Annotated in this window: 23 protein-coding genes; 22 read left to right on the plus strand and 1 reads right to left on the minus strand. The window is 62.1% G+C overall.

From position 1 onward, the window contains the following. The first annotated feature begins 13 nt into the window (after positions 1-13). On the plus strand, positions 14-1477 hold the full coding sequence (gene selO / locus KGA85_RS00520) for a protein adenylyltransferase SelO (protein WP_223532277.1): 1464 nt from the start codon (positions 14-16) through the stop codon (positions 1475-1477). A gap of 73 nt (positions 1478-1550) precedes the next feature. Next, entirely contained in the window at positions 1551-1985 is a 435-nt protein-coding gene (gene trxC, locus KGA85_RS00525) for a thioredoxin TrxC (RefSeq protein WP_223534742.1), read from the plus strand. 121 nt (positions 1986-2106) lie between these two features. Here the strand turns inward: trxC and KGA85_RS00530 are convergent, their stop codons facing one another. Beyond that, a complete protein-coding gene (locus tag KGA85_RS00530) occupies positions 2107-2877 on the minus strand; it encodes a ParA family protein (RefSeq protein ID WP_008016979.1) in 771 nt (256 codons plus the stop codon). Positions 2878-3233: 356 nt separating this feature from the next. On the opposite strand from KGA85_RS00530, the gene KGA85_RS00535 reads away from it, so the two are divergent. The 20 genes from KGA85_RS00535 to KGA85_RS00630 are packed head-to-tail and all read left to right on the plus strand — an operon-like array spanning position 3234 to position 21374. Further along, a complete protein-coding gene (locus KGA85_RS00535) occupies positions 3234-3959 on the plus strand; it encodes a beta-ketoacyl synthase chain length factor (protein ID WP_223457716.1) in 726 nt (241 codons plus the stop codon). Continuing rightward, complete coding sequence (locus KGA85_RS00540; RefSeq protein ID WP_223457712.1) at positions 3935-4744, plus strand: lysophospholipid acyltransferase family protein; 810 nt, start codon at positions 3935-3937, stop codon at positions 4742-4744. The genes KGA85_RS00535 and KGA85_RS00540 overlap by 25 nt, the downstream gene beginning before the upstream one ends. Then, the gene (locus KGA85_RS00545) at positions 4725-4985 is read left to right on the plus strand and encodes a phosphopantetheine-binding protein (protein ID WP_008047930.1); all 261 of its coding nucleotides are present in this window, start codon (positions 4725-4727) and stop codon (positions 4983-4985) included. The genes KGA85_RS00540 and KGA85_RS00545 overlap by 20 nt, the downstream gene beginning before the upstream one ends. Positions 4986-4994: 9 nt before the next feature. Continuing rightward, on the plus strand, positions 4995-5249 hold the full coding sequence (locus KGA85_RS00550; RefSeq protein WP_007992314.1) for an acyl carrier protein: 255 nt from the start codon (positions 4995-4997) through the stop codon (positions 5247-5249). After that, on the plus strand, positions 5246-5791 hold the full coding sequence (locus KGA85_RS00555) for a hypothetical protein (protein WP_223542826.1): 546 nt from the start codon (positions 5246-5248) through the stop codon (positions 5789-5791). The genes KGA85_RS00550 and KGA85_RS00555 overlap by 4 nt, the downstream gene beginning before the upstream one ends. Beyond that, complete coding sequence (locus tag KGA85_RS00560) at positions 5788-7467, plus strand: acyl-CoA synthetase family protein (RefSeq protein ID WP_223457707.1); 1680 nt, start codon at positions 5788-5790, stop codon at positions 7465-7467. The genes KGA85_RS00555 and KGA85_RS00560 overlap by 4 nt, the downstream gene beginning before the upstream one ends. Then, positions 7460-8194, plus strand: coding sequence for a glycosyltransferase family 2 protein (locus tag KGA85_RS00565; protein ID WP_223457705.1), 735 nt, complete (start codon positions 7460-7462; stop codon positions 8192-8194). The genes KGA85_RS00560 and KGA85_RS00565 overlap by 8 nt, the downstream gene beginning before the upstream one ends. After that, positions 8191-9132 (plus strand): glycosyl transferase, encoded by a 942-nt coding sequence (locus KGA85_RS00570; protein WP_223457703.1) that lies wholly within the window; start codon positions 8191-8193, stop codon positions 9130-9132. Before KGA85_RS00565 ends, KGA85_RS00570 begins: the two co-directional genes overlap by 4 nt. Then, complete coding sequence (hutH, locus tag KGA85_RS00575) at positions 9113-10657, plus strand: histidine ammonia-lyase (protein WP_223542827.1); 1545 nt, start codon at positions 9113-9115, stop codon at positions 10655-10657. Before KGA85_RS00570 ends, hutH begins: the two co-directional genes overlap by 20 nt. Then, positions 10650-11075 (plus strand): acyl-CoA thioesterase, encoded by a 426-nt coding sequence (locus tag KGA85_RS00580; protein ID WP_223457699.1) that lies wholly within the window; start codon positions 10650-10652, stop codon positions 11073-11075. Before hutH ends, KGA85_RS00580 begins: the two co-directional genes overlap by 8 nt. Beyond that, positions 11072-11776 (plus strand): outer membrane lipoprotein carrier protein LolA, encoded by a 705-nt coding sequence (locus KGA85_RS00585; RefSeq protein WP_223542828.1) that lies wholly within the window; start codon positions 11072-11074, stop codon positions 11774-11776. Before KGA85_RS00580 ends, KGA85_RS00585 begins: the two co-directional genes overlap by 4 nt. Further along, on the plus strand, positions 11760-14099 hold the full coding sequence (locus KGA85_RS00590) for an MMPL family transporter (RefSeq protein WP_223534740.1): 2340 nt from the start codon (positions 11760-11762) through the stop codon (positions 14097-14099). Before KGA85_RS00585 ends, KGA85_RS00590 begins: the two co-directional genes overlap by 17 nt. Continuing rightward, positions 14099-15256, plus strand: a complete 1158-nt coding sequence (locus KGA85_RS00595; protein WP_223542834.1) for a sodium:proton antiporter — start codon at positions 14099-14101, stop codon at positions 15254-15256. Before KGA85_RS00590 ends, KGA85_RS00595 begins: the two co-directional genes overlap by 1 nt. Continuing rightward, positions 15243-16490 (plus strand): NAD(P)/FAD-dependent oxidoreductase, encoded by a 1248-nt coding sequence (locus KGA85_RS00600; protein WP_223457694.1) that lies wholly within the window; start codon positions 15243-15245, stop codon positions 16488-16490. The genes KGA85_RS00595 and KGA85_RS00600 overlap by 14 nt, the downstream gene beginning before the upstream one ends. Continuing rightward, positions 16487-17212, plus strand: a complete 726-nt coding sequence (locus KGA85_RS00605; protein ID WP_223457692.1) for a class I SAM-dependent methyltransferase — start codon at positions 16487-16489, stop codon at positions 17210-17212. Before KGA85_RS00600 ends, KGA85_RS00605 begins: the two co-directional genes overlap by 4 nt. Next, positions 17212-17742: a hypothetical protein gene (locus KGA85_RS00610; RefSeq protein WP_223457690.1), complete on the plus strand. Its 531-nt coding sequence runs from the start codon at positions 17212-17214 to the stop codon at positions 17740-17742. The genes KGA85_RS00605 and KGA85_RS00610 overlap by 1 nt, the downstream gene beginning before the upstream one ends. Beyond that, positions 17739-18935 (plus strand): beta-ketoacyl-[acyl-carrier-protein] synthase family protein, encoded by a 1197-nt coding sequence (locus tag KGA85_RS00615; protein ID WP_223457688.1) that lies wholly within the window; start codon positions 17739-17741, stop codon positions 18933-18935. The genes KGA85_RS00610 and KGA85_RS00615 overlap by 4 nt, the downstream gene beginning before the upstream one ends. Beyond that, entirely contained in the window at positions 18932-19390 is a 459-nt protein-coding gene (locus KGA85_RS00620; protein ID WP_223542829.1) for a hotdog family protein, read from the plus strand. Before KGA85_RS00615 ends, KGA85_RS00620 begins: the two co-directional genes overlap by 4 nt. Continuing rightward, positions 19390-20118 carry a 3-oxoacyl-ACP reductase FabG gene (fabG, locus tag KGA85_RS00625; RefSeq protein WP_223457685.1) on the plus strand — a complete coding sequence of 243 codons (729 nt, stop codon included), beginning with the start codon at positions 19390-19392 and terminating at the stop codon, positions 20116-20118. Before KGA85_RS00620 ends, fabG begins: the two co-directional genes overlap by 1 nt. Then, complete coding sequence (locus KGA85_RS00630) at positions 20118-21374, plus strand: beta-ketoacyl-ACP synthase (RefSeq protein ID WP_223457683.1); 1257 nt, start codon at positions 20118-20120, stop codon at positions 21372-21374. Before fabG ends, KGA85_RS00630 begins: the two co-directional genes overlap by 1 nt. The last annotated feature ends 263 nt before the right edge of the window (positions 21375-21637 follow it).

Raw genomic sequence — 21637 nt, forward strand, 5'->3', positions numbered from 1 at the left:
CTGGAGCCGGCCCTTGAAAGCCCTCGACGAACTCACTTTCGATAACCGCTTCGACCGTTTGGGCGATGCGTTTTCCGCCCATGTGCTACCCGAGCCCATCGATAATCCGCGCCTGGTCGTGGCCAGCCCCGCCGCCATGGCGCTGCTGGACCTCGACCCGGTCGTGGCCGAAACCCCGGAGTTCGCCGAACTGTTCAGCGGCCACAAGCTCTGGGCCGACGCGATCCCAAGGGCGATGGTCTATTCCGGGCATCAGTTCGGTTCCTACAACCCGCAACTGGGCGACGGTCGCGGCCTGTTGCTCGGCGAGGTGTACAACGAAGCCGGCGAACATTGGGACTTGCACCTCAAGGGCGCCGGCCAGACGCCGTTTTCACGCATGGGCGATGGCCGGGCGGTACTGCGCTCGTCGATCCGCGAATTTCTCGCCTCCGAAGCCCTGAATGCCCTGAATATCCCGACCACCCGCGCCCTGTGCGTGATTGGCTCCGACACCCCGGTGTGGCGCGAAAAGCAGGAGCGCGCGGCCATGGTCCTGCGCCTGGCGCCGAGCCATGTGCGCTTCGGGCACTTCGAATATTTCTACTACACCAAGCGCCCCGAGCAGCAGAAAGAGCTGGGTGATCACGTGCTGGCCATGCACTTCCCGCAGTGCCTGGAACAACCGGAGCCGTACCTGGCGATGTTCCGCGAAGTGGTGGAGCGCAATGCCGAACTGATCGCCAAATGGCAGGCCTATGGCTTCTGCCACGGGGTGATGAACACCGACAACATGTCGATCCTGGGCATCACCTTCGATTTCGGCCCGTTCGCCTTCCTCGACGACTTCGACGCCAACTTCATCTGCAATCACTCCGACGACCAGGGCCGCTACTCCTTCAGCAATCAGGTGCCGATTGGCCAGTGGAACCTCAGCGCCCTGGCCCAGGCCCTGACGCCGTTCATCAGCGTCGAAGCCCTGCGCGAAACCCTCGGCCTGTACCTGCCGCTGTTCCAGGCCCATTACCTGGACCTGATGCGCCGCCGCCTCGGCCTGACCACCGCGGAGGATGACGACCAGAAACTGCTGGAGAACCTGCTGCAACTGATGCAAAACAGCGGCGTCGACTACAGCCTGTTTTTCCGCCGATTGGGTGATGAAGCGCCGGAACAGGCCATCACCCGCTTGCGTGACGACTTTGTCGACCTCAAGGGCTTTGATGCCTGGGGCGAGCTCTACGTCGCCCGGGTGGCCCGTGAAGGCGCACTGGATCAAGAGCAGCGCCGCCAGCGGATGCACGCGGCCAACCCGCTGTACATCCTGCGCAACTACCTGGCGCAAAAGGCCATCGAGGCGGCGCAGAGCGGCGACTATTCGGAAGTCCGTCGGCTGCACGCTGTGTTGAGCAACCCGTTCGAGGAACAACCGGGGATGGAAAGCTATGCCGAGCAACCACCAGAATGGGGCAAGCATCTGGAGATCAGTTGTTCGTCGTGAGGCACTGCACAATTGAAAATCTGGAGGTCAGTCTCCAGATTAGGATCACTCGCTTTCGACTGGACGACTTGTCATGACCGACCCACTCCTCATCCCCTGCCCCCATTGCAACGGCCTCAACCGCATTCCCGCCGAGCGCCTCAACGACCACCCGAAATGCGGGCGCTGCAAGGCCGAAGTCCTGCTGAGCAAACCGTTTGAATTGAAGCAAGGTGACTATGCCAGCCAGATCAAGGGCGATCTGCCGCTGCTGGTGGACGTGTGGGCGGACTGGTGCGGGCCGTGCAAGTCGTTTGCACCGGTGTTCGAGCAAGCGGCCGGCCAACTGGCGGGCAAGTGTCGGCTGGCCAAGCTGGACAGCGAGGCGAACCAGCAGTTGTCGGCGCAATTGGGGATTCGCTCGATTCCGAGCCTGATCCTGTTCAAGAACGGCCGGGAAATCGCCCGGCAGAGCGGGGCCTTCCCGTTACCGCAACTGATGAGCTGGTTGCGTAGCCAGGGGATGTAGGAGCGAGCTTGCTCCGGGCGGCGATCCGACGAAGGCGGACTGACATTCAAGAAAGATGTCGCCTGATACACCGCTTTCGCGAGCAAGCTCGCTCCTACAGAGTTATGTGCAGTCAATAAAATCAGGCGTTTTCCAGCAGGTTGTGCAGCTCTACGAACTGCTGGGTCAGCTTGTGCCGCGGGTCGAGATGGATCAGCGGCGTATTGGCCTGGTGGGATTCGCGCATGCGTACCGAGCTGGCCAGGTACACCGGCAACACCGGCAGGCCTTCGGCGATCAGTTCATCGAGAATTTGCTGGGGCAGGCTGGCGCGGGCCTGGAACTGGTTGACGACGATGCCTTCGACTTCCAGGCCTTCGTTATGGTCGTCCTTCAACTCTTCGATTTCCGCCATCAGGCCGTACAGTGCCTGGCGTGAAAAACTGTCGCAATCGAAGGGGATCAATACACGATCGGCGGCAATCAACGCTGAAACCGCATAGAAATTCAGCGCTGGCGGGGTATCGAGGTAAATCCGGTCGTAGTCTTCGCTCAGCTCTTCAAGCAACTTACGCAGCTTGTTGATCTTGTGTTTGGCCTCAAGCTTTGGCTGCAAGTCCGCCAGCTCGGCGGTGGCGGTAATGACATGGAGGTTATCGAACGGGGTTTCGTAGATGTCGACCTGATTCTTTTTGGAGAACGGCCCGGAAGACAGCGTCTGCTTGAAGAAATCGGCGATGCCCATCGGGATGTCGTTACCAGTGAGCCCCGTCAGGTACTGAGTGGAGTTGGCCTGGGCATCGAGATCCACCAACAAGGTGCGAAAACCCTCGCTGGCACTGACCGCCGCCAGATTGCAGGCAATGCTGGATTTGCCAACGCCACCTTTCTGATTGAACACCACGCGCCGCATGTCAAAACCTCCGTGTACCAAAGAATGACCGAGTGTAGTGGTCCACCGCGTTGCTTCGCTACCTTGTCGGCAAATGGACTACACAGTCAGTTGCCTTCTCTTGCTTGAAAAACCCTGAACGGCTCGGTGATTCAACGCCAGAACCGACAGACGGAGTCATAATTCTGTGAATAATTACCAATCGTTCAATTTTTGCGAGCCAGCCGCTTCAGCTTGCTGAGCAAAATGTAACCAGCATTTGCTACACGTTCCCGGCACCGGGATAATGCGCCCCACTCGGCGCCAAACGCCACGCAGGGTAAGTCCCGGCTCTCGGCCACTCCCCCGCGTCAAGTAAGCCCGTGAGGGTGGGATGAATGTCTGTGATCAACTTCAACATCGCCCAATGGCGCGCCTGGGCCCCCGGGCTTGATAGCGTGACCGATTGGCAGGCCTGGTGCCGACAACCGGTCGTGCTGCCGGACAGCGATGCCGCTCCCGACGTTTCCTTTCTGCCGGCCATGCAGCGTCGGCGACTCAGCCGTCTGGCGCGGATGGCCTTCAGTGTCGGCTGGCCATTGGCCGAAGGTCGGCAGGATCTGCCATTGGTCTTTGTTTCCCGTCACGGCGAAACGCCCCGCACGGTCGACATTCTCAGTGATCTGGCCGCCGATCAGCCGCTGTCGCCGACCCAGTTCAGCTTGTCCGTGCATAACGCGATCATTGGCTTGTGGTCGATCATGCGAGGTGAAACCAGCGAAATGACGGCCCTGGCTGCCGCAGGCGATGGCCTGGAACATGGCATGCTGGAAGCTGCCGCGCTGCTGGCTGAAGGTGCTCGCGCGGTACTGCTGGTGGTCACCGAAGAGCAGCCGCCCGAGGCTTACTCAACCTGGATCGACGACGTGCCGTTCCCTTATGCCGTCGGCCTGCTGATTACCCCTGGCACCGACTGGCAGTTGTCCCTGAACAGCTCCTCGGATGCGTTGTCCAAATCCCGCTGGCCCCACGCGCTGAATCTGTTGTGTGCGCTGCTCGGCCAGCAAACCACCTGCCAACATGCCTGGAAAAATCGTGTATGGACCTGGCAACGCAACCCGTGACCGAGAAAAACCGCGACGCCTATTACTGGCGCTTGCTGGCCACCGCCGCGAGCTTTGCCCTGTTCGGGCTGGGCGGGCTGTGCCTGCGCCTGGTGATTTTCCCCGTGCTGAACTGCCTGCCGGGCGACGCCCGGACCCATCGGCTGCGGGCCCGGCAAACGGTCAGCCGCTGTTTCTGGATTTTTGTGCGTTTCATGGCCCGTACCGGGGTGCTGACCTACAACATTGAAGGCGCGGAAAAACTCGGTCGTCCGGGACAAATGATCATTGCCAATCACCCGTCGCTGATCGACGTGGTGTTTCTGATCGGCCTGGTGCGTCACGCCAACTGCGTGGTCAAGCAAAGCCTCTGGGAAAACCCTTTCACCCGCGGACCGCTGGGCTGCACCGAATACATCAGCAACGACGGCAGCATGGACATGCTCGACGCCGCTGCCGACGCGCTGAAAGACGGCCAGACCCTGATCATTTTCCCCGAAGGTACGCGCACCCAACCCGGCCAGCCGCCGGCCTTTCATCGGGGCGGCGCGGCAATCGCCCTGCGTGGTGCGAAAATCCTCACCCCGGTCATTATCAAGGTCAGCCCGACCACATTGACCAAGGCCGAACCCTGGTATCGCATCCCCAAGCGGCGCGTGCACTTCAGTTTCCGGGTCGGGGCCGATATAGACCCACAGACCTTCGCCACGCAGGGGCCGGCTCCGCAGGCCTCGCGCAAGCTCAACGAATATCTACATTCTTACTTTATTAAGGAGCTCGCCGAAGATGAGCGATCTGCACCGTGATATCAAAATGCTTATCATCGACGCCCTTGGCCTGGAAGACATCAGTGCCGACGACATCGGCAATGACCAGACCCTGTTCGGCGAAGGCCTGGGCCTGGACTCGGTGGACGCCCTGGAACTGGGCCTGGCGATCCAGAAAAAGTACGGCATCAAAATCGACGCCGATGCCAAGGACACACGTAATCACTTCAGTAACGTGGCGAGCCTTGCGGCGTTCGTCACCGCAAAACAGGCAGCTTGAGACCGGACCATGCAAACTCGTGACGACATTTTCAACACCCTGCGCGATGCCTTGGTCGAGCTCTTCGAACTGGACCCGGAGCGTGTGAGCCTGGAATCCAACCTGTATCAGGACCTGGAAATCGACAGCATCGACGCGGTCGACCTGATTGATCACATCAAACGTCAGACCGGCAAGAAAATCGCCGCCGAAGAATTCAAATCGGTGCGTACCGTCAGTGACGTGGTCGAGGCGGTCTACCGTCTGGTTCAACCGGCCGCATGAATCGACTGATTGGCCTCGGTCTGCTGCTGGCAGGCCTTTTGTATCCCTTTGCGGTGTATTTCGGCATGGAGCATTTCGCCCCGTGGCAGTTCGGGCTGCTGCTGGGCGGACTGTGGCTGGCCCGGGCGCTGACCGGCACACGACGGCCTGGCAGCCTGTGGATGGCCACGGTGGCCATTGTGTTCTGTCTGTTGCTGGCGCTATTCGACAGCCCGGCGCTGCTGCGCTGGTATCCGGTGTTGATCAGCAGCTTCATGCTGGTGCTGTTCGGATCGAGCCTGACATTCGGCCCACCGATCGTTGAACGCCTGGCCCGGGTACGCGAGCCGCAATTGCCGGCCGAGGGCATTCGCTATACCCGTCAGGTAACCATCGCCTGGAGCGTTTTTTTTCTATGCAACGGTTTGTGTGCCGCCGTCCTTACCCTCTGGGCACCGCTGAGCTGGTGGACGCTGTACACCGGCCTGATTTCCTACGGATTGATAGGCCTGATGTTTGCCATTGAATGGCTCATACGACTTAGGGTACGAGGCCACCCATGAATTGGATAAAACTTGAGCTCCTGCTGCTCAAGGCCCAGGTGGAGCGTGCCGTAACGACTGCTCCGGCACTGGATCACGCCCGACTGTGCGAACAGGCACTGCGCCTGGCCGCCGGCCTGCAAGCCCGGGGTGTCCGGCAGATGGCCGTGCACCTTGAGGATGCCGCCGACCTGGCGATTGCCCTGCTCGGCGCCTGGCGTGCCGGGGTCAGCGTGCTGCTGCCGTCCGACCTGCAACCGCAGACCCGCCAACGCTGGTCAGTTGAAGTTGATCTGTGGCTGAGCGATCAGCCCGACGATGCGCACCTTGGCGACCTCCAACAGCCGCCGCTCAGTGCCGCCGCGCTGGACCTGGATAACTGCCGACTCAGCCTGTGCACATCCGGCTCCAGTGGCGAACCCAAGCGCATCGAAAAAAACCTGCGCCAACTGGCCAATGAAGTCGAAGCCCTGGAACAGCTGTGGGGCGCCGACCTGGGCCCGGCATGCATCATTGGCAGCGTCGCCACCCAGCACATCTACGGTCTGCTGTTTCGGGTGCTGTGGCCGCTGTGCGCCGGGCGCCCGTTCGTACGTCGGCAGTTGGCCTTTCCGGAAGACCTGCAACGCGCCAGCCGCGAGTACCCGGCTTTCGCCTGGGTGGCCAGCCCGGCGCTGCTCAAGCGCATGAGCGACAACCTCGACTGGCCGGCCTTGAGTTCTGTACGCCGGGTGTTTTCCTCCGGCGGCGCATTGCCGGTCGAGGCCGCACAGAACCTGCATGAGCGTCTGGGGCAATGGCCAACGGAAATCTTCGGTAGTTCGGAAACCGGCGGCATCGCCTGGCGTCAGGGCGCGGAACTCTGGCAACCCTTTGCCGATGTCACGCTGACCCAAGACAGTGAGGGCGCCCTGCTGATCGCTTCGCCGTATTTGCCCAATGGCCATGTCGAACACACTGCCGATTCAGCACGCATCGCCGTCGATGGCCGCTTCGAATTGCTTGGGCGACTCGACCGGATCGTCAAACTGGAAGAAAAACGCATCTCGCTGCCGATGCTGGAACAGGCGCTGACAGCCCATGAATGGGTCGTCGAAGCGCGGCTCGGCGTCGTTCAGGAAAACCGCGCCTCCCTGGGGGCGTTGTTGGTGCTGAGCGAGGCCGGTTTGCATGTGCTGCGCAATCAGGGCCGACGCAGCCTCACCGAGCAATTGCGCCAGCAACTGAGCCAACACTGCGAAGCGCTGGCCCTGCCGAGACGCTGGCGCCTGCTGCGACAACTGCCGCTGAACACTCAGGGCAAACTGCCCCAGGCCGACGTCGACGCCCTGCTGTTGGCGCCGCGTCCAAAAGCGCCCGAGGTGCTGGAGCAAGTCGAAAGCAATGGCGAGTGGAGCCTGCAACTGGCCGTGCCACCGGACCTGGCCTATTTCAGCGGGCATTTCCCCAAGGCGCCGGTGTTGCCTGGCGTGGTGCAGGTGGACTGGGCGCTGAGCCTGGGCCAGCAACTGATGAACCTGCCAAAAAAATTCGCCGGCATGGAAGTCTTGAAGTTCCAGCAACTGGTGCGCCCGGGAGATGAAATCCAGCTGCACCTGCGCTTCGATCCGGCGCGCGGCAAATTGTATTTCGCCTATCGCAACGAAACCGCCACCTGCTCAAGCGGGCGGGTCTTGCTGGAGGCGGCGCATGCATAGCCCCTGCGCCATCGTCCCGGTGTACAACCATGAAACTGCCATCACCACGGTGGTCGATGCGCTGATCGCCAGCCATCTGCCGTGCATCCTGGTGGACGATGCCAGCAGCCCGCGCTGCGCCCGGGTGCTGGATCGCCTGGCCCAACGTGACATGGTTTACCTGATCCGCCTCGCCGAAAACCAGGGCAAGGGTGGCGCGGTCATGACCGGCTTGCGCGAAGCTTCGCGCCTGGGTTTCAGCCATGCCTTGCAGGTGGATGCCGATGGCCAGCACGACTTGCAGGACGTCAAACGCTTCATCGAACAATCGCGCCGCTACCCACAATCGGTGATTTGCGGTTATCCGCAATACGACGCCAGCGTGCCGAAGGGCCGTTTGTATGCGCGCTACCTGACTCACGTCATGGTCTGGATCAACACCCTGTCGTTGCAGATTCGCGACTCCATGTGCGGTTTCCGGGTTTACCCATTGCCGCCAGTCCTGGCATTGATCGAATCAGCGAAAATCGGCAAGCGCATGGACTTCGACTCGGACATCCTGGTGCGCCTGGCCTGGCGCAATCAGCCGATGCAATGGCTGCAAACCAAGGTCCACTATCCATTGGACGGCGTTTCGCATTTTCGGATGTTCCACGACAACGTCCTGATTTCCAGCATGCACACGCGACTGTTCTTCGGCATGTTACTGCGTGCGCCAGTGATCCTCTGGCGACGGTGGCGGGCATGAGCGCAGACAAGCAGCATTGGGCCGACCGCGAAGAACGGGGCAGTTTCTGGCTGATGAAGCTCACCGCGTTCGGCGCCAAAGTGCTGGGCCGTCGGGTACTGAGCCCAGTGTTGTATGGCATCGTGCTGTACTTTTTCCTGTTCGGCCGCAGCGCTCGACACAGTGCCTGGCAATACCAGCAACGCCTGACCGAATGGAGCGGTCGCAGCGAATTGCGCCCGAGCCATTGGCGGGTGTTCGGCCAGTTCATGGCCTTCGCCGATTCCATGCTCGACAAACTCGACGTCTGGAACGGCAAGCTGAGCATCGAACAAATCGAAATCATCGACCCGGCGCTGCTGCGTGACCAGTTGCGCGGTGCCCGTGGGCAGATGCTGGTGGGCGCACACCTGGGTAATCTGGAAGTCTGCCGCGCACTGGCGGAGATCGGCGAGAAGGTCACGATGAACGTGCTGGTGCACACCAAGCACGCCGAACAGTTCAACCGTTTGCTGGGCGAAGCCGGGGCGACCAATTTGCGCCTGATCCAGGTCAGCGAACTGGACCCCGGGATCATGTTGCAACTGAGTGAACGCCTGGAGCGCGGCGAGTGGCTGGCGATTGCCGGCGACCGCGTGCCGCTGCATGGCGGACGTTGCGCGACCGTGGACTTCCTCGGTCATCCGGCCAGGTTCCCCCAGGGCCCGTGGCTGCTGGCCGGCCTACTGAAATGCCCGGTCAACCTGCTGCTGTGCCTGAAAAAGCCCGACGGCGACTATCGACTGAGCATTGAACCCTTCGCTGACGCAATCACCTGGAAGCGCAGCGACCGCGAACAGGTCATTCATCAGTGGACCTCCCGCTACGCCGAACGCTTGGGTCACTATTGCCTCGAAGCGCCCCAACAATGGTTCAACTTTTACCCTTTCTGGAAGACCGATGACGACGCCAACGCTTGAGCCGGTAACCTTCGGCGAACACCCTTTGCGCATTGAAGACGTGCTGGCACTGGCCAACCGCAAGGTGCCGACGCAGTTGCAAAGCGATCCCGCCTACCGCGAGCGCATCGCCAAGGGCGCGCGTTTTCTGGACTCTCTGCTGGACAAGGAAGGCGTGATCTACGGCGTGACCACCGGTTACGGCGATTCCTGCGTGGTCGCGGTGCCGCTGCATCACGTCGAGGCGCTGCCCCGTCACCTGTACACCTTCCACGGCTGCGGCCTGGGCAAACTGCTCGACGCCCAGGCCACCCGCGCGGTGCTGGCGGCGCGTTTGCAGTCGTTGTGCCACGGTGTGTCCGGAGTGCGCGTGGAGCTGCTGGAGCGCCTGCAGGCGTTCCTTGAACACGACATCCTGCCGCTGATTCCGGAAGAAGGTTCGGTGGGCGCCAGTGGTGACCTGACGCCGCTTTCGTACGTTGCCGCCACACTGTCCGGCGAACGCGAGGTGATGTTCCGCGGCGAGCGCCGGCAGGCTGCCGATGTGCACCGCGAACTCGGCTGGCAGCCACTGGTGTTGCGCCCGAAAGAAGCCCTGGCATTGATGAACGGCACCGCTGTGATGACCGGTCTGGCTTGCCTGGCGTACGCACGCGCCGATTACCTGTTGCATCTGGCCACGCGCATCACCGCGCTGAACGTGGTCGCCCTGCAAGGCAACCCGGAGCACTTCGACGAGCGCCTGTTCGCCGCCAAGCCACACCCGGGGCAGATGCAGGTCGCCGCGTGGTTGCGCCAGGATCTGGCCATTGACGCGCCGACCGCGCCGCTGCATCGCCTGCAAGACCGCTATTCCCTGCGCTGCGCGCCCCATGTGCTGGGCGTGCTGGCCGACAGCCTGAACTGGCTGCGCTCGTTCATCGAAATCGAGCTCAACAGCGCCAACGACAACCCGATCATCGACGCCGAAGCCGAGCGCGTGCTGCACGGCGGGCACTTCTATGGCGGCCACATCGCGTTCGCCATGGACAGCCTGAAAAACCTCGTGGCCAACGTCGCCGACCTGCTTGATCGGCAACTCGCGCTGCTGGTGGACGAGCGCTACAACCATGGCTTGCCGAGCAACCTGTCGGGCGCCACGGCCGACCGCGCCATGCTCAACCACGGCTTCAAGGCGGTGCAGATCGGCACCAGCGCCTGGACCGCCGAAGCGCTGAAAAACACCATGCCGGCCAGCGTTTTCTCGCGCTCCACCGAATGCCACAACCAGGACAAAGTCAGCATGGGCACCATCGCCGCCCGGGACGCGATCCGCGTGCTGGAACTCACCGAACAGGTGGCGGCCGCCACGCTGCTGGCGGCCAATCAGGGCGTCTGGCTGCGCGGCCAGGCCGAAGATGCACGACCACTGCCACCCGCCTTGGCCGCCATGCATGAAGCCTTGGCCAAGGACTTCCCACCGGTCATCGAAGACCGCGCGCTGGAAGGCGAATTGCGCCTGTGCCTGCAACGCATCGCCGAACAACACTGGAGGCTGCATGCGTAGCAAGGGATTTCTCTACACCGACACGGAAATCGTCGTACCGTTCTTTGATGTCGACAGCATGCACGTGGTCTGGCACGGCCATTACGTCAAATACCTGGAAGTCGCCCGCTGTGCGCTGCTGGACAAGATCGGCCACAACTACACCGCGATGAACGAATCCGGCTATGCATGGCCGGTGATCGACCTGCAATTGCGCTACGTGCGCGGTGCGGTGTTCGGCCAGACACTCAACGTGCGTGCCAACCTGGTGGAGTGGGAGAACCGCTTGAAGATCAACTACCTGATCAGCGACCTGCAAACCGGCGAACGGTTGACCCGGGCCCTGTCGGTACAGGTGGCCGTCGACATCGCCAGCCGCGAGATGCAACTGGCCTCGCCGACAGTGTTCACCGACGCCGTAGAGAGAGCTCTGCGATGATTTTCTGCCCCTCCCGCTCCCCTGTAGGAGCGAGCTTGCTCGCGATGGTCGTTAACGATGACACTGGGCACCTGACAGTCCGCGGCGCCCTCAGGTTTTTCGCGAGCAAGCTCGCTCCTACAGTGTTCTGCGTGCTACTGGGCATTCCTGGACTGGCCCATGCCTTCGACCTGCAACAACTCAGCGATCAACTGGCCCGGCCCGAGGTGATCCACGGCAATTTCATCCAGGAAAAACACCTGCGCGCCCTGCCCCAGCCGCTGACCAGCAAAGGCACGTTCGTGCTGGCAAAAAAAAACGGCCTGTTGTGGCTGCTGAAAACGCCGTTGCAACAGGACTATCGCATCACCGCCAAAGGCATTGCCCGGCGTGACGGCATTGTTTGGCAAATGCTGCCGGGCAAAAGCGCCGGTGCCGAGCAGAACCGTTTGTTCCTCGCCGTGCTGCAAGGCGACAGCAGTGGCCTGCAACGGGATTTCGAGCTGTCCCTGAGCGGCGATGCGCAGAACTGGAAGCTCACGCTGCTGCCACGCTCGATGCTGCTCAAGCAGGTGTTCAACCAGATCAACATTACCGGCGCAGAACTGGTGCACAGCATCGAATTGCTCGAGACCCAGGGCGACAGTACGTTGTTGCGCATGCAGGACAGCACCAGCGCCCAACCATTGAGCGACGCGGAGCAACATGACTTTGCCGAGTGAACGGTGGTTGCCACGGCTGTTTCTGATCCTGCTACTGGCAGTACTGGCGCTCGCCTGTTGGCAATGGCGTGGCGCCGCGCCGCTGTCGGCCAACCTGATGGATCTGGTGCCCGGCACGGCGCCCGATGCCCTGGAACTGCGCGCCGAACAACGCATGCAAGAACCGTTGAACCGCGAAATGCTGGTGCTGGTCGGCCACACCGATCGCCAGCAGGCCGTCGCCATGGCGCAGACACTCGGCGAGCAATGGCAGGCCAGCGGCTTGTTCGAAAAGGTCCAGTGGACCCTGCAAGCCGACTTGCCGGCGCTGCGCACGCAGTTGCTGCAAGGTCGCCTGGCGATGCTCCAGGCAGCGGACCGACAACTGCTGATCGAGCACCCCGACACCTTTATCCAGCAACGGGTGCAGGCGTTGTTCGACCCGTTCAACGGCTATAGCCTGGTGCCCAGCCAGGACGACTGGCTGGGCCTGACCGGGCGCATACAGAACAGCCAGCCGCAACGCGGTTCGGTACAACTGGACATCGGCAGCGGCGCCCTGGTCGCCGATGCCGATGGCAAGAGCTGGGTGCTGCTGCGCGCGCGCACCACCGGCAACGCCTTCGACATGAACCTGCCGCTGCAAGTGGCCGACCTGCTCGAGCACAGCCGCGAAGAAGCCACCCGGCACGACGTGCAACTGCTCGCCGCCAGCGGCCTGTTGTACGCAGCCAGCGGGCAACAGCAGGCTGCCCGGGAGATGACCTGGGTCGGTGGCGGTGCCACCGTCGGGATTTTGCTGTTGCTGCTATTGGCCTTCCGGCGCTGGCGCGTCTTGCTGGCCTTCGTGCCGGTGCTGGTCGGGATGCTCTTCGGTGCGGTGGCCTGCGTAGCGTTGTTCGGCCATATGCACGTGATGACCCTGGTGCTGGGTTCGAGCCTGATCGGTGTTGCCGTCGATTACCCGTTGCACTACCTGTCCAAGAGTTGGAGCCTAAAACCCTGGCACAGCTGGCCTGCCCTGCGCATGACCTTGCCCGGATTGACCCTGAGCCTGATCACCAGCGGCATCGGTTATCTGGCCCTGGCCTGGACACCCTTCCCGGCACTGACCCAGATTGCCGCATTCTCTGCCGCCGGTTTGCTCGGCGCCTATCTGTCCGCCGTGTGCCTGTTGCCGGCATTGCTCAAGGGCGTAGACCTGCGCCCGGCGCAGTGGCCATTGCGCATTTGCGAGTTATTGCTGGACTGTCGTGAAGCGCTGCTCAAACAGCTGAAAACGCCAGTCTTGCTGGCACTGCTGATTGCCTTTTGCGTCGGCGGCCTGTTGCAGCTGAGCAGCAAAAACGACATCCGCCAGTGGATCAGCGCGCCGCAACAATTGACCGACGAAGCCCGGACCATTGCCCGGATCACCGGCTATCAGCCCACCAGCCAGTTCTTCCTGATACGCGCCGCCAATCAGCAGCAGTTGCTCGAACGCCAAACCGCCTTGAGAGAGCGACTGGATCAATTGATTGGCCTGGAAAAGCTCCAGGGTTATCTGTCGCTCAATCAACTGGTCAGCCCGCCGAACGAACAGCAACAGGTGCGCGAAGCGCTGAGCAAACTGCCTTCGTTCTGGCAACCCTTGCTCGACATCGGCGTACCGGCCGAGGCGCTGCAAGCCGAGCTGACGAAGCTACAGGCATTGCCTACCGTGGACATCGACGCAGCGCTCGGCGGCCCGTTGGCAGAACCCTACCGACCTCTGTGGCTGGGGCCGACCGATGACGGCGTGGCGGCGATGGTCAGCCTGCAAGGCATCAACAACCCGGCCCTGCTGCGGCTCCAGGGTGAGGATTTACCCGGCGTGACACTGGTGGATCGACTGGGTGAATTGAACAACGTCTTCGCGGCCACCCAAATCAGTGCCGCTGAACTGAAACTCGCCTCCTGCGTGCTGATCGTACTGGTGCTGATCTTGCCATTCGGCCTCGGCGGCGCGTTGCGCATCGTGTCCCTGCCCCTGCTGGCGGCGTTGTGCAGCCTGGCCAGTCTCGGCTGGCTGGGGCAGCCGTTGACCCTGTTCAGCCTGTTCGGCCTGCTGCTGGTGACGGCGATCAGCGTCGATTACGCGATCCTGATGCGCGAACAGGTCGGCGGCGCAGCCGTGAGCCTGCTGGGTACTTTGCTGGCGGCGTTGACCACCTGGCTGTCGTTCGGCCTGCTGGCGGTGTCGAGCACCCCGGCGGTGAGCAACTTCGGACTGTCGGTGAGCCTGGGCCTGATCTTCAGCTTCCTGCTCGCGCCCTGGGCCGGTCGCCAGGTGCATGAGCCCACGGCCGTGGAGCGGGCAACATGATGGTCGTTCTGTTCTGGGTGATGGCGCTGGTGTTGTTTGCCTTTGCGACCCGCGTCGGCCGCCATTTCGGCCTGATTCCCATCGTCAGCCAGTTGTTGCTGGCGACCCTCGGCTTGCCGCTGTTGATGTATTTCTGGATCGAGCCCCATTGGCAATTGAGCGGTGCGCTGCTGGTGTCGCCAGGCTGGCTGAAGAACCTCTACAGCCTGAGCTTTGCCCTGCTGCTGGGCTACATCCTCAGCGATGTGATCGACCTGCAACTGGATCGCCAAAGCCTGAAAATCGCCCTGCCCAGCTTTTGCATTCCGTTTGCCTGCGGCCTGGCCACGGCGATCTGGTTATTGCCGCCGCAACCGTGGATCAGCTCGCTGGCCGTCGGCCTGTTGTTCGCCATCACCGCGATTCCGGTGTTGTACCTGTACCTGCGGCACATCGATTACCCACCCGCCGCCACCCGGCGACTGGTGCAAACTGCGATCCTCATCGACCTCTCCTGCTGGACGCTATTCGGCATCGCCCAGGGCAGTCTGCACTTGAGCAGCCTGTTGCTGCCCCTGGCCGGTGCGTGCCTGCCGGTGCTGCTGCGGTTGCTCGGCTTGCGCCAGACATGGCTTTACAGCCTGTGCTTTTTCGCCCTGCTGGTCGTCGCTGAACACTACAAGCTCAATGCGCTGATTTTCGGCATCGGCTATGTGTTGATCATGGCCGCGCTGAAAGCACCACTGCTCCTGCCGCTGCCAGCCGTGTGGATGGGCCGCTTGCAGACGTACATCGCCATCCCGCTGATCCTCACGTTCGGCATCGTGCAGATCAACGTGCACAGCGCGATGGACAGCCTCGGCTGGGTGCAACTGCTCGCCCTGCTGCTGTTGCCGATGCTGAGCAAACTGCTGGGTAACTGGCTCGGCCTCGGCTGGGCCGGGGCCTCGTTCCAGGGCGCCAGCCGCTGGCGGGAAAGTGTGCTGCTGAACATCCGCGGCTTGAGCGAGATCGTTTTTCTCAACCTGCTGCTGCAACAGCAACTCATCAGCCCCCCGCTGTACTTTGCCCTGATGCTGATGGGCTTGATCGCTACACTGCTACCAGCCCTGACCGGCATGCACCGAATCCCCCTGAAAGCCGCTGTCCCGGCAAGGAGCCCCCATGCCAACCGTTGAAATGGAATGTCGTCAGGTCGTGGTCATCGGCGCCGGTCCATCCGGTGCCATCGCCGCCGCGCTGCTCAAGCGCAAGGGACACGATGTGCTGGTGATCGAGCGTCAGCATTTCCCACGGTTTTCCATCGGTGAAAGCCTGTTGGCCCATTGCCTGGACTTCGTCGAAGAAGCGGGCATGCTCGACGCCGTCAACGCCGCCGGCTTCCAGCTGAAAACCGGTGCCGCGTTTGCCTGGGGCGAGCGCTACAGCGCGTTCGATTTCGGCGAGACGTTCAGCCACGGCAAATCGACGACGTATCAGGTCCAGCGCGCCGATTTCGATAAGCTGCTGGCCGATCAGGCCACGCTGCAAGGCGTGGAGATCCGCTATGGCGAAACCATCGTCAGCGTCGACATTGCCCCCGGAAAACCGCAGCTCGGCGTGCGCCGCGAGGACGGTAGCGAGTATCGCGTCGAAGCCGATTTCCTGCTCGATGCCAGTGGTTATGGGCGCGTGCTGCCGCGCTTGCTCGACCTCGAGGCGCCGTCGAACTTCCCGGTGCGTCAGGCCGTGTTCACTCACGTCGAAGACTGTATCGACCTCCCGACCTTCGACCGCAGCAAGATCCTCGTGACCACTCATCCGACCCAGCGCGACGTATGGTTCTGGACCATCCCGTTCAGCAACGGGCGCTGCTCGGTCGGCGTGGTCGCCACAGAGGAACGTTTCGCCGGCCGCAGCGACAATCTGGATGAGTGCCTGCGCAGCTTTATCGCCGAGACGCCAAGCCTGGCTGGCGTGTTGCTAAATGCGCAGTGGGACACCGAGGCCCGAACCATCGGCGGTTACTCGGCCAACGTCAAAACCCTGCACGGTCCGGGCTTCGCGCTGCTGGGCAATGCCGCGGAATTCCTCGACCCGGTGTTTTCCTCCGGCGTGACCATCGCCATGCGTTCGGCGAGCATGGCCGCCGGGGTTTTGCACCGTCAGCTGCAAGGCGAAGCCGTCGACTGGCAAACCGAGTTCGCCGAACCGCTCAAGCGCGGCGTCGACACATTCCGTTGCTATGTCGAAGGCTGGTACGCCGGGACCTTCCAGGATGTGATTTTCCATGAGAGCAGTTCACCGGAAATCCGCGGGATGATCAGCTCCATTCTTGCCGGATATGCCTGGGACCCAAGCAACCCGTTCGTCAGCGAAGCCAGGCGCCGGTTGAAGGCGATATCCGAATTCTGTGCAAGGGATGCGTCATGAACTACTTGAGCGACAAGTACGTCGAAGAGACCCGTTTCGGGTTGTGGTTCCTGCGCAGCCAGATCTGGCAACACTATGTGCTGCGGTTGGCGATCGACGATTTGCGCAACCTGTTCAGCGAAGCGCTACCGGTTAGCCCGGTGCTGCTGGATGCCGGTTGCGGCCAGGGCAAGTCATTCGCGCTGCTGCGCCAGGCCTTTGCGCCCGGTCGTCTAATTGGCATCGATGCTGATCCCCAGAGCCTTAACCAGAGCCGCGCAGAAGCGGCCCTACAGGGCATGGAAGTGGAGTTGATCGGCGGCGACTGCGCCAGCCTCGACCTGCCGGACGCCAGTATCGACCTGCTGTTCTGTCACCAGACCTTCCATCATCTGGTGGAGCAGGAACAGGCACTGGCCGAGTTCTACCGCGTGCTCAAACCCGGTGGTTATCTGCTGTTCGCCGAATCCACCGAGGCTTACATTGATACCTGGGTGATCCGCTGGTTGTTCCGCCACCCGATGCACGTGCAGAAAAGCGCTGCGCAGTACCTGCAAATGATTGGCCAGCAGGGCTTCGAATTTACCGCGCAAAACGTGTCTTATCCGTACCTGTGGTGGAGTCGCGCCAAGGATTTCGGCCTGCTCGAACACTTGGGTGTGTGCAAGCCAAAACCCTTTGGCCAACGGGAAGAAACCCTGGTCAATGTGGTGGCGCGCAAACCTTTTGAAGGAACTGTGTGATGTTCATTGCCAGCCGCTTGAAACACCAAGCCTGTGGGGGAAACGGTGCTATGCGATATCTGTTGATCGCCGCAACCCTGCTGCTGAGCGCCTGCGCCGGCCGGGCGCCGCTGCCCGAGCACAATCCGGATCTGCCGCTGCCGCTGCAATTGCACATCCAGCGCGGGCAGGCTGACGAACGCGAGGACTGGGTGCTGGTGATCCAGCGTGAAGAGGCGGGTATCCGCTGGTCGATGATGGACCTGTTGGGCATTCCCCAGGCCCGCCAGAAATTGGTCGATAAAACCTGGGAGTCCGATGGTTTACTACCGCCCAATCCGCGAGCCCGGGAGCTGTTCGCGGCGCTGCTGTTTGCGCTGACGCCGCAAGATGAACTGGCGGCCAATTATCCCGGCGCCTGGCAGCACGGCAGGCAACGGTACCTGCCCGAGCGCTGGGACATCCACTACGCACAACCGCAGAATTTTGAATTGAAGCTACCGCATGGTCCGGCCTATCAAGTCACCCCCCTGAGCGGTGAAACGCCATGACCGCTTACCTCAATGCCCTCGGATTGGTCTGCGCGCTGGGCCGCGACAAGCAGGAGGTTGCCCGCAACCTGTTTGCCGGCGACTGCGGCGGCATGCGCGAGCAAGCCGGGTGGGTGCCGCAACGCACGCTGCCGGTCGGTGCGGTCCAGGGCAAACTGGCATCCATTCCAGCCGAGATGTCGCGCCATCACAGTCGCAACAATCAGTTGTTGCTCGAAGCCACGCTGCAAATCCGCCCGCAGATCGACAGCGCGATCCAGACCTACGGCCGTGACCGCATCGGTGTCGTGCTGGGCACCAGCACCTCGGGCATCGACGAGGCCAGCCAGGGCCTGGCGCATTACCTGCGCGAAAAACAGTTCCCTGCCGAGTACGACTATCAGCAACAGGAACTCGGGGCACCGGCGAACTTCCTCGCCGAGTGGCTGCAATTGAGCGGGCCGGCCTATGTCATTTCCACGGCCTGCACCTCCAGTGCCCGGGCCTTGATGAGCGCCCAGCGCCTGTTGGACCTGGGCATTTGCGACGCGGTGCTGTGTGGTGGTGTCGACACCTTGTGCAAGCTGACCCTCAACGGTTTCTCGGCGCTGGAAGCGGTCTCGGAACAACGCTGCAATCCGTTTTCGGTGAACCGCAATGGCATCAACATTGGCGAAGCGGCGGTGCTGTTCCTGATGACCAAACGTGCAGGCGACAACCAACCGATTGCCTTGCTCGGCAGCGGCGCCAGTTCCGATGCGCATCACATATCCGCCCCGGAGCCGACCGGGCGTGGCGCCCTGCAAGCCATGCGCAAAGCCTTGGGCCGCGCCAACCTGCAACCGGAGCAGATCGCTTATCTGAACCTGCACGGCACCGCCACCCAACACAACGACGCCATGGAAAGCCAGGCCGTGGCGACACTGTTCCCGGCCGGCGTGCCCAGTTCGTCGAGCAAACCCATGACCGGCCACACCCTCGGTGCCGCCGGGGCGCTGGAAGCGGCGTTCTGCTGGTTGAGCCTGAGCGCCGACAACCTCGGGCATGCCCTGCCGCCCCACGTCTGGGACGGACAGCCCGATCCCGAATTGCCGCCGCTGCAATGGGTGACCCCGGCCACTCGCCTGACGTCCATTGCACCCCGCTACCTGATGAGCAATTCCTTTGCCTTCGGTGGTAACAACGTCAGCCTGATTATCGGAGACGCCCCATGATTGACTGGCCGATCGCCGAACTGCTGCCCCACGCTGGCGACATGATCCTTATCGATCAGATCCTGGCGTTCGATGAAGATCAGATTCACACGCGCCTGACCGTCAAGCCCGATGGCCTGTTCAATCTCCCCGACGGCAGCCTGCCGGCCTGGGTCGGCATCGAACTGATGGCCCAGAGCGTGGCCGCCTTCGCCGGTTGCCATGCGCGCCAGCGCGGTGATGCGGTGGAGTTGGGCTTCCTGCTCGGCAGCCGAAAATTCGAATGCAACGTCGAAAGTTTTCCGGCCGGCACCGAGTTGACCATCCACGGGATTCGCTCCCTGGAAGACGATAACGGCATGGGCGTGTTCGAGTGCCACATCAACGCCCCCGGGATCCATGTTACCGCTCGTCTGAACGTATTCCGCCCACCCCAGGCCGCTCAATATCTCCATGAACCCGAAGGAGTCCAGTGATGACTGAATCCGTACTGGTCACCGGTTCCAGCCGTGGCATCGGCCGCGCCATCGCCTTGCGCCTGGCCCAGGCCGGGCACGACATCGTGTTGCATTGTCGCAGCGGCCTGGCGGACGCCGAAGCTGTCAGGGCCGAAGTCGAGGCCTTGGGCCGTCGTGCGCGCATCCTGCAGTTCGACGTGTCCGACCGCGCCCGTTGCAAAGAAATTCTCGAAGCCGACGTGGAAATCCACGGCGCCTATTACGGCGTGGTGCTCAACGCAGGCCTGACCCGCGACGGTGCCTTTCCGGCCCTGAGCGAGGAGGATTGGGATGTGGTGATGCGCACCAACCTCGACGGTTTCTACAACGTGCTGCACCCGGTGATGATGCCGATGATCCGTCGTCGCGCCGACGGGCGGATTGTCTGCATCACCTCGGTGTCGGGGCTGATCGGCAACCGTGGCCAGGTCAACTACAGCGCCTCCAAGGCCGGGTTGATCGGCGCGGCCAAGGCATTGGCGATCGAACTGGGCAAGCGCAAAATCACCGTTAACTGTGTCGCACCCGGCCTGATCGACACAGCCATGCTCGACGAAAACGTGCCGGTGGAAGAACTGATGAAAATGATCCCCGCACAACGCATGGGCACCCCTGAAGAGGTGGCCGGCGCGGTGAATTTCCTGATGTCGGCGGAAGCCTCGTACATCACCCGGCAGGTTCTGGCCGTCAACGGAGGCCTGTGCTGATGAAGCGCGTCGTCGTCACCGGCATGGCCGGCATCACCTCACTGGGCAGCGACTGGGAGACCATCGCCGGCAACTTCGCGGCCAATCGCAGCGGCATCCGCCGGATGGACGAGTGGGATCGTTTTACCGAGCTCAACACGCGCCTGGCTGGCCCCATCGATGACTTCAAGGTGCCGAGCCACTGGACCCGCAAGCAACTGCGCAGCATGGGCCGGGTTTCACGGCTTGCTGTGGGTGCGGCGGAGATGGCACTGGCCGACGCCGGCCTGTTGGGCGACGAGTCAATCAAGGACGGGCGCATGGGCGTTGCCTGCGGCTCCTCCACCGGCAGCACCGACGAGATCAAGGCGTTCGGCAACATGCTGCTCAACTCGGTGGCCGAAGGCCTGAACGCCAACTCCTACGTGCGCATGATGCCGCACACCACGGCAGCCAATATCAGCATCTTCTTCGGCCTCACCGGTCGCCTGATCCCGACGTCCAGCGCCTGCACCAGCGGCAGCCAGGGCATCGGCTATGCCTACGAGGCCATCAAGTTCGGGCGCCTGCCGCTGATGCTCGCCGGCGGCGCCGAGGAGCTGTGCCCGACCGAAGCCATGGTCTTCGACGCGCTCTACGCCACCAGCCTGAAAAACGACACCCCACAACGCAGCCCGCGCCCTTACGACACCGCACGCGACGGCTTGGTGATCGGCGAAGGCGGCGGCATGCTGGTGCTCGAAGAACTGGAACACGCCCTGGCCCGTGGCGCGCGCATCCATGCCGAGATCGTCGGTTTCGGCAGCAACGCCGACGGCCAGCACACCACCCGTCCCGAGCAGATCACCATGCGCCGGGCCATGGAACTGGCCCTGGAAGACGCAGGGCTGAAACCATCGGACATCGGCTACGTCAACGGCCACGGCACCGCCACCGAACAAGGCGACATCGCCGAAACCCTGGCCACCAGCAGCCTGTTCGGCGAACACATGCCGATCAGCTCGCAGAAAAGCTTCCTCGGCCACACCCTCGGCGCCTGTGGTGCGCTGGAGTCCTGGTTCAGCATTGAAATGATGAACCGCGACCTGTACGCCCACACCTTCAACCTCGACGAAGTCGACCCGCATTGCGGCAAGCTCGACTACCTGCGCGGCGAGTTTCGGCAGATGAGCAACCGGTACGTGATGAACAATAATTTTGCGTTTGGCGGGGTGAATACTTCGTTGATATTCAAGCGCTGGTCCATGCACTCGGGAGCTGGCTTGCCAGCGGCATAACGGTGGCCATTGTTTCGCTGGCAATCGAGCGCCAGAGGGATCGTGCAAGTGGTGGCCAGCTGTTAAATACTGTTGCCGCGATATCGCTCACAGGAAAGAGCATATTGCGGCAAGTGTAGACCGGGTAAGATCCTCTGTCTTTTGTTTCAGTGTTGCACTTATTTTGTGAATTTAGGTTATATTGAACACAATGATCTGCGGATAAGGACTTCTATAATGTATACAATCAGATACTTAGCAAGTTTGGGTTTGGTTGTTATCGG

Source organism: Pseudomonas sp. GL-B-12, assembly GCF_019955895.1.
Taxonomy (GTDB): domain Bacteria; phylum Pseudomonadota; class Gammaproteobacteria; order Pseudomonadales; family Pseudomonadaceae; genus Aquipseudomonas.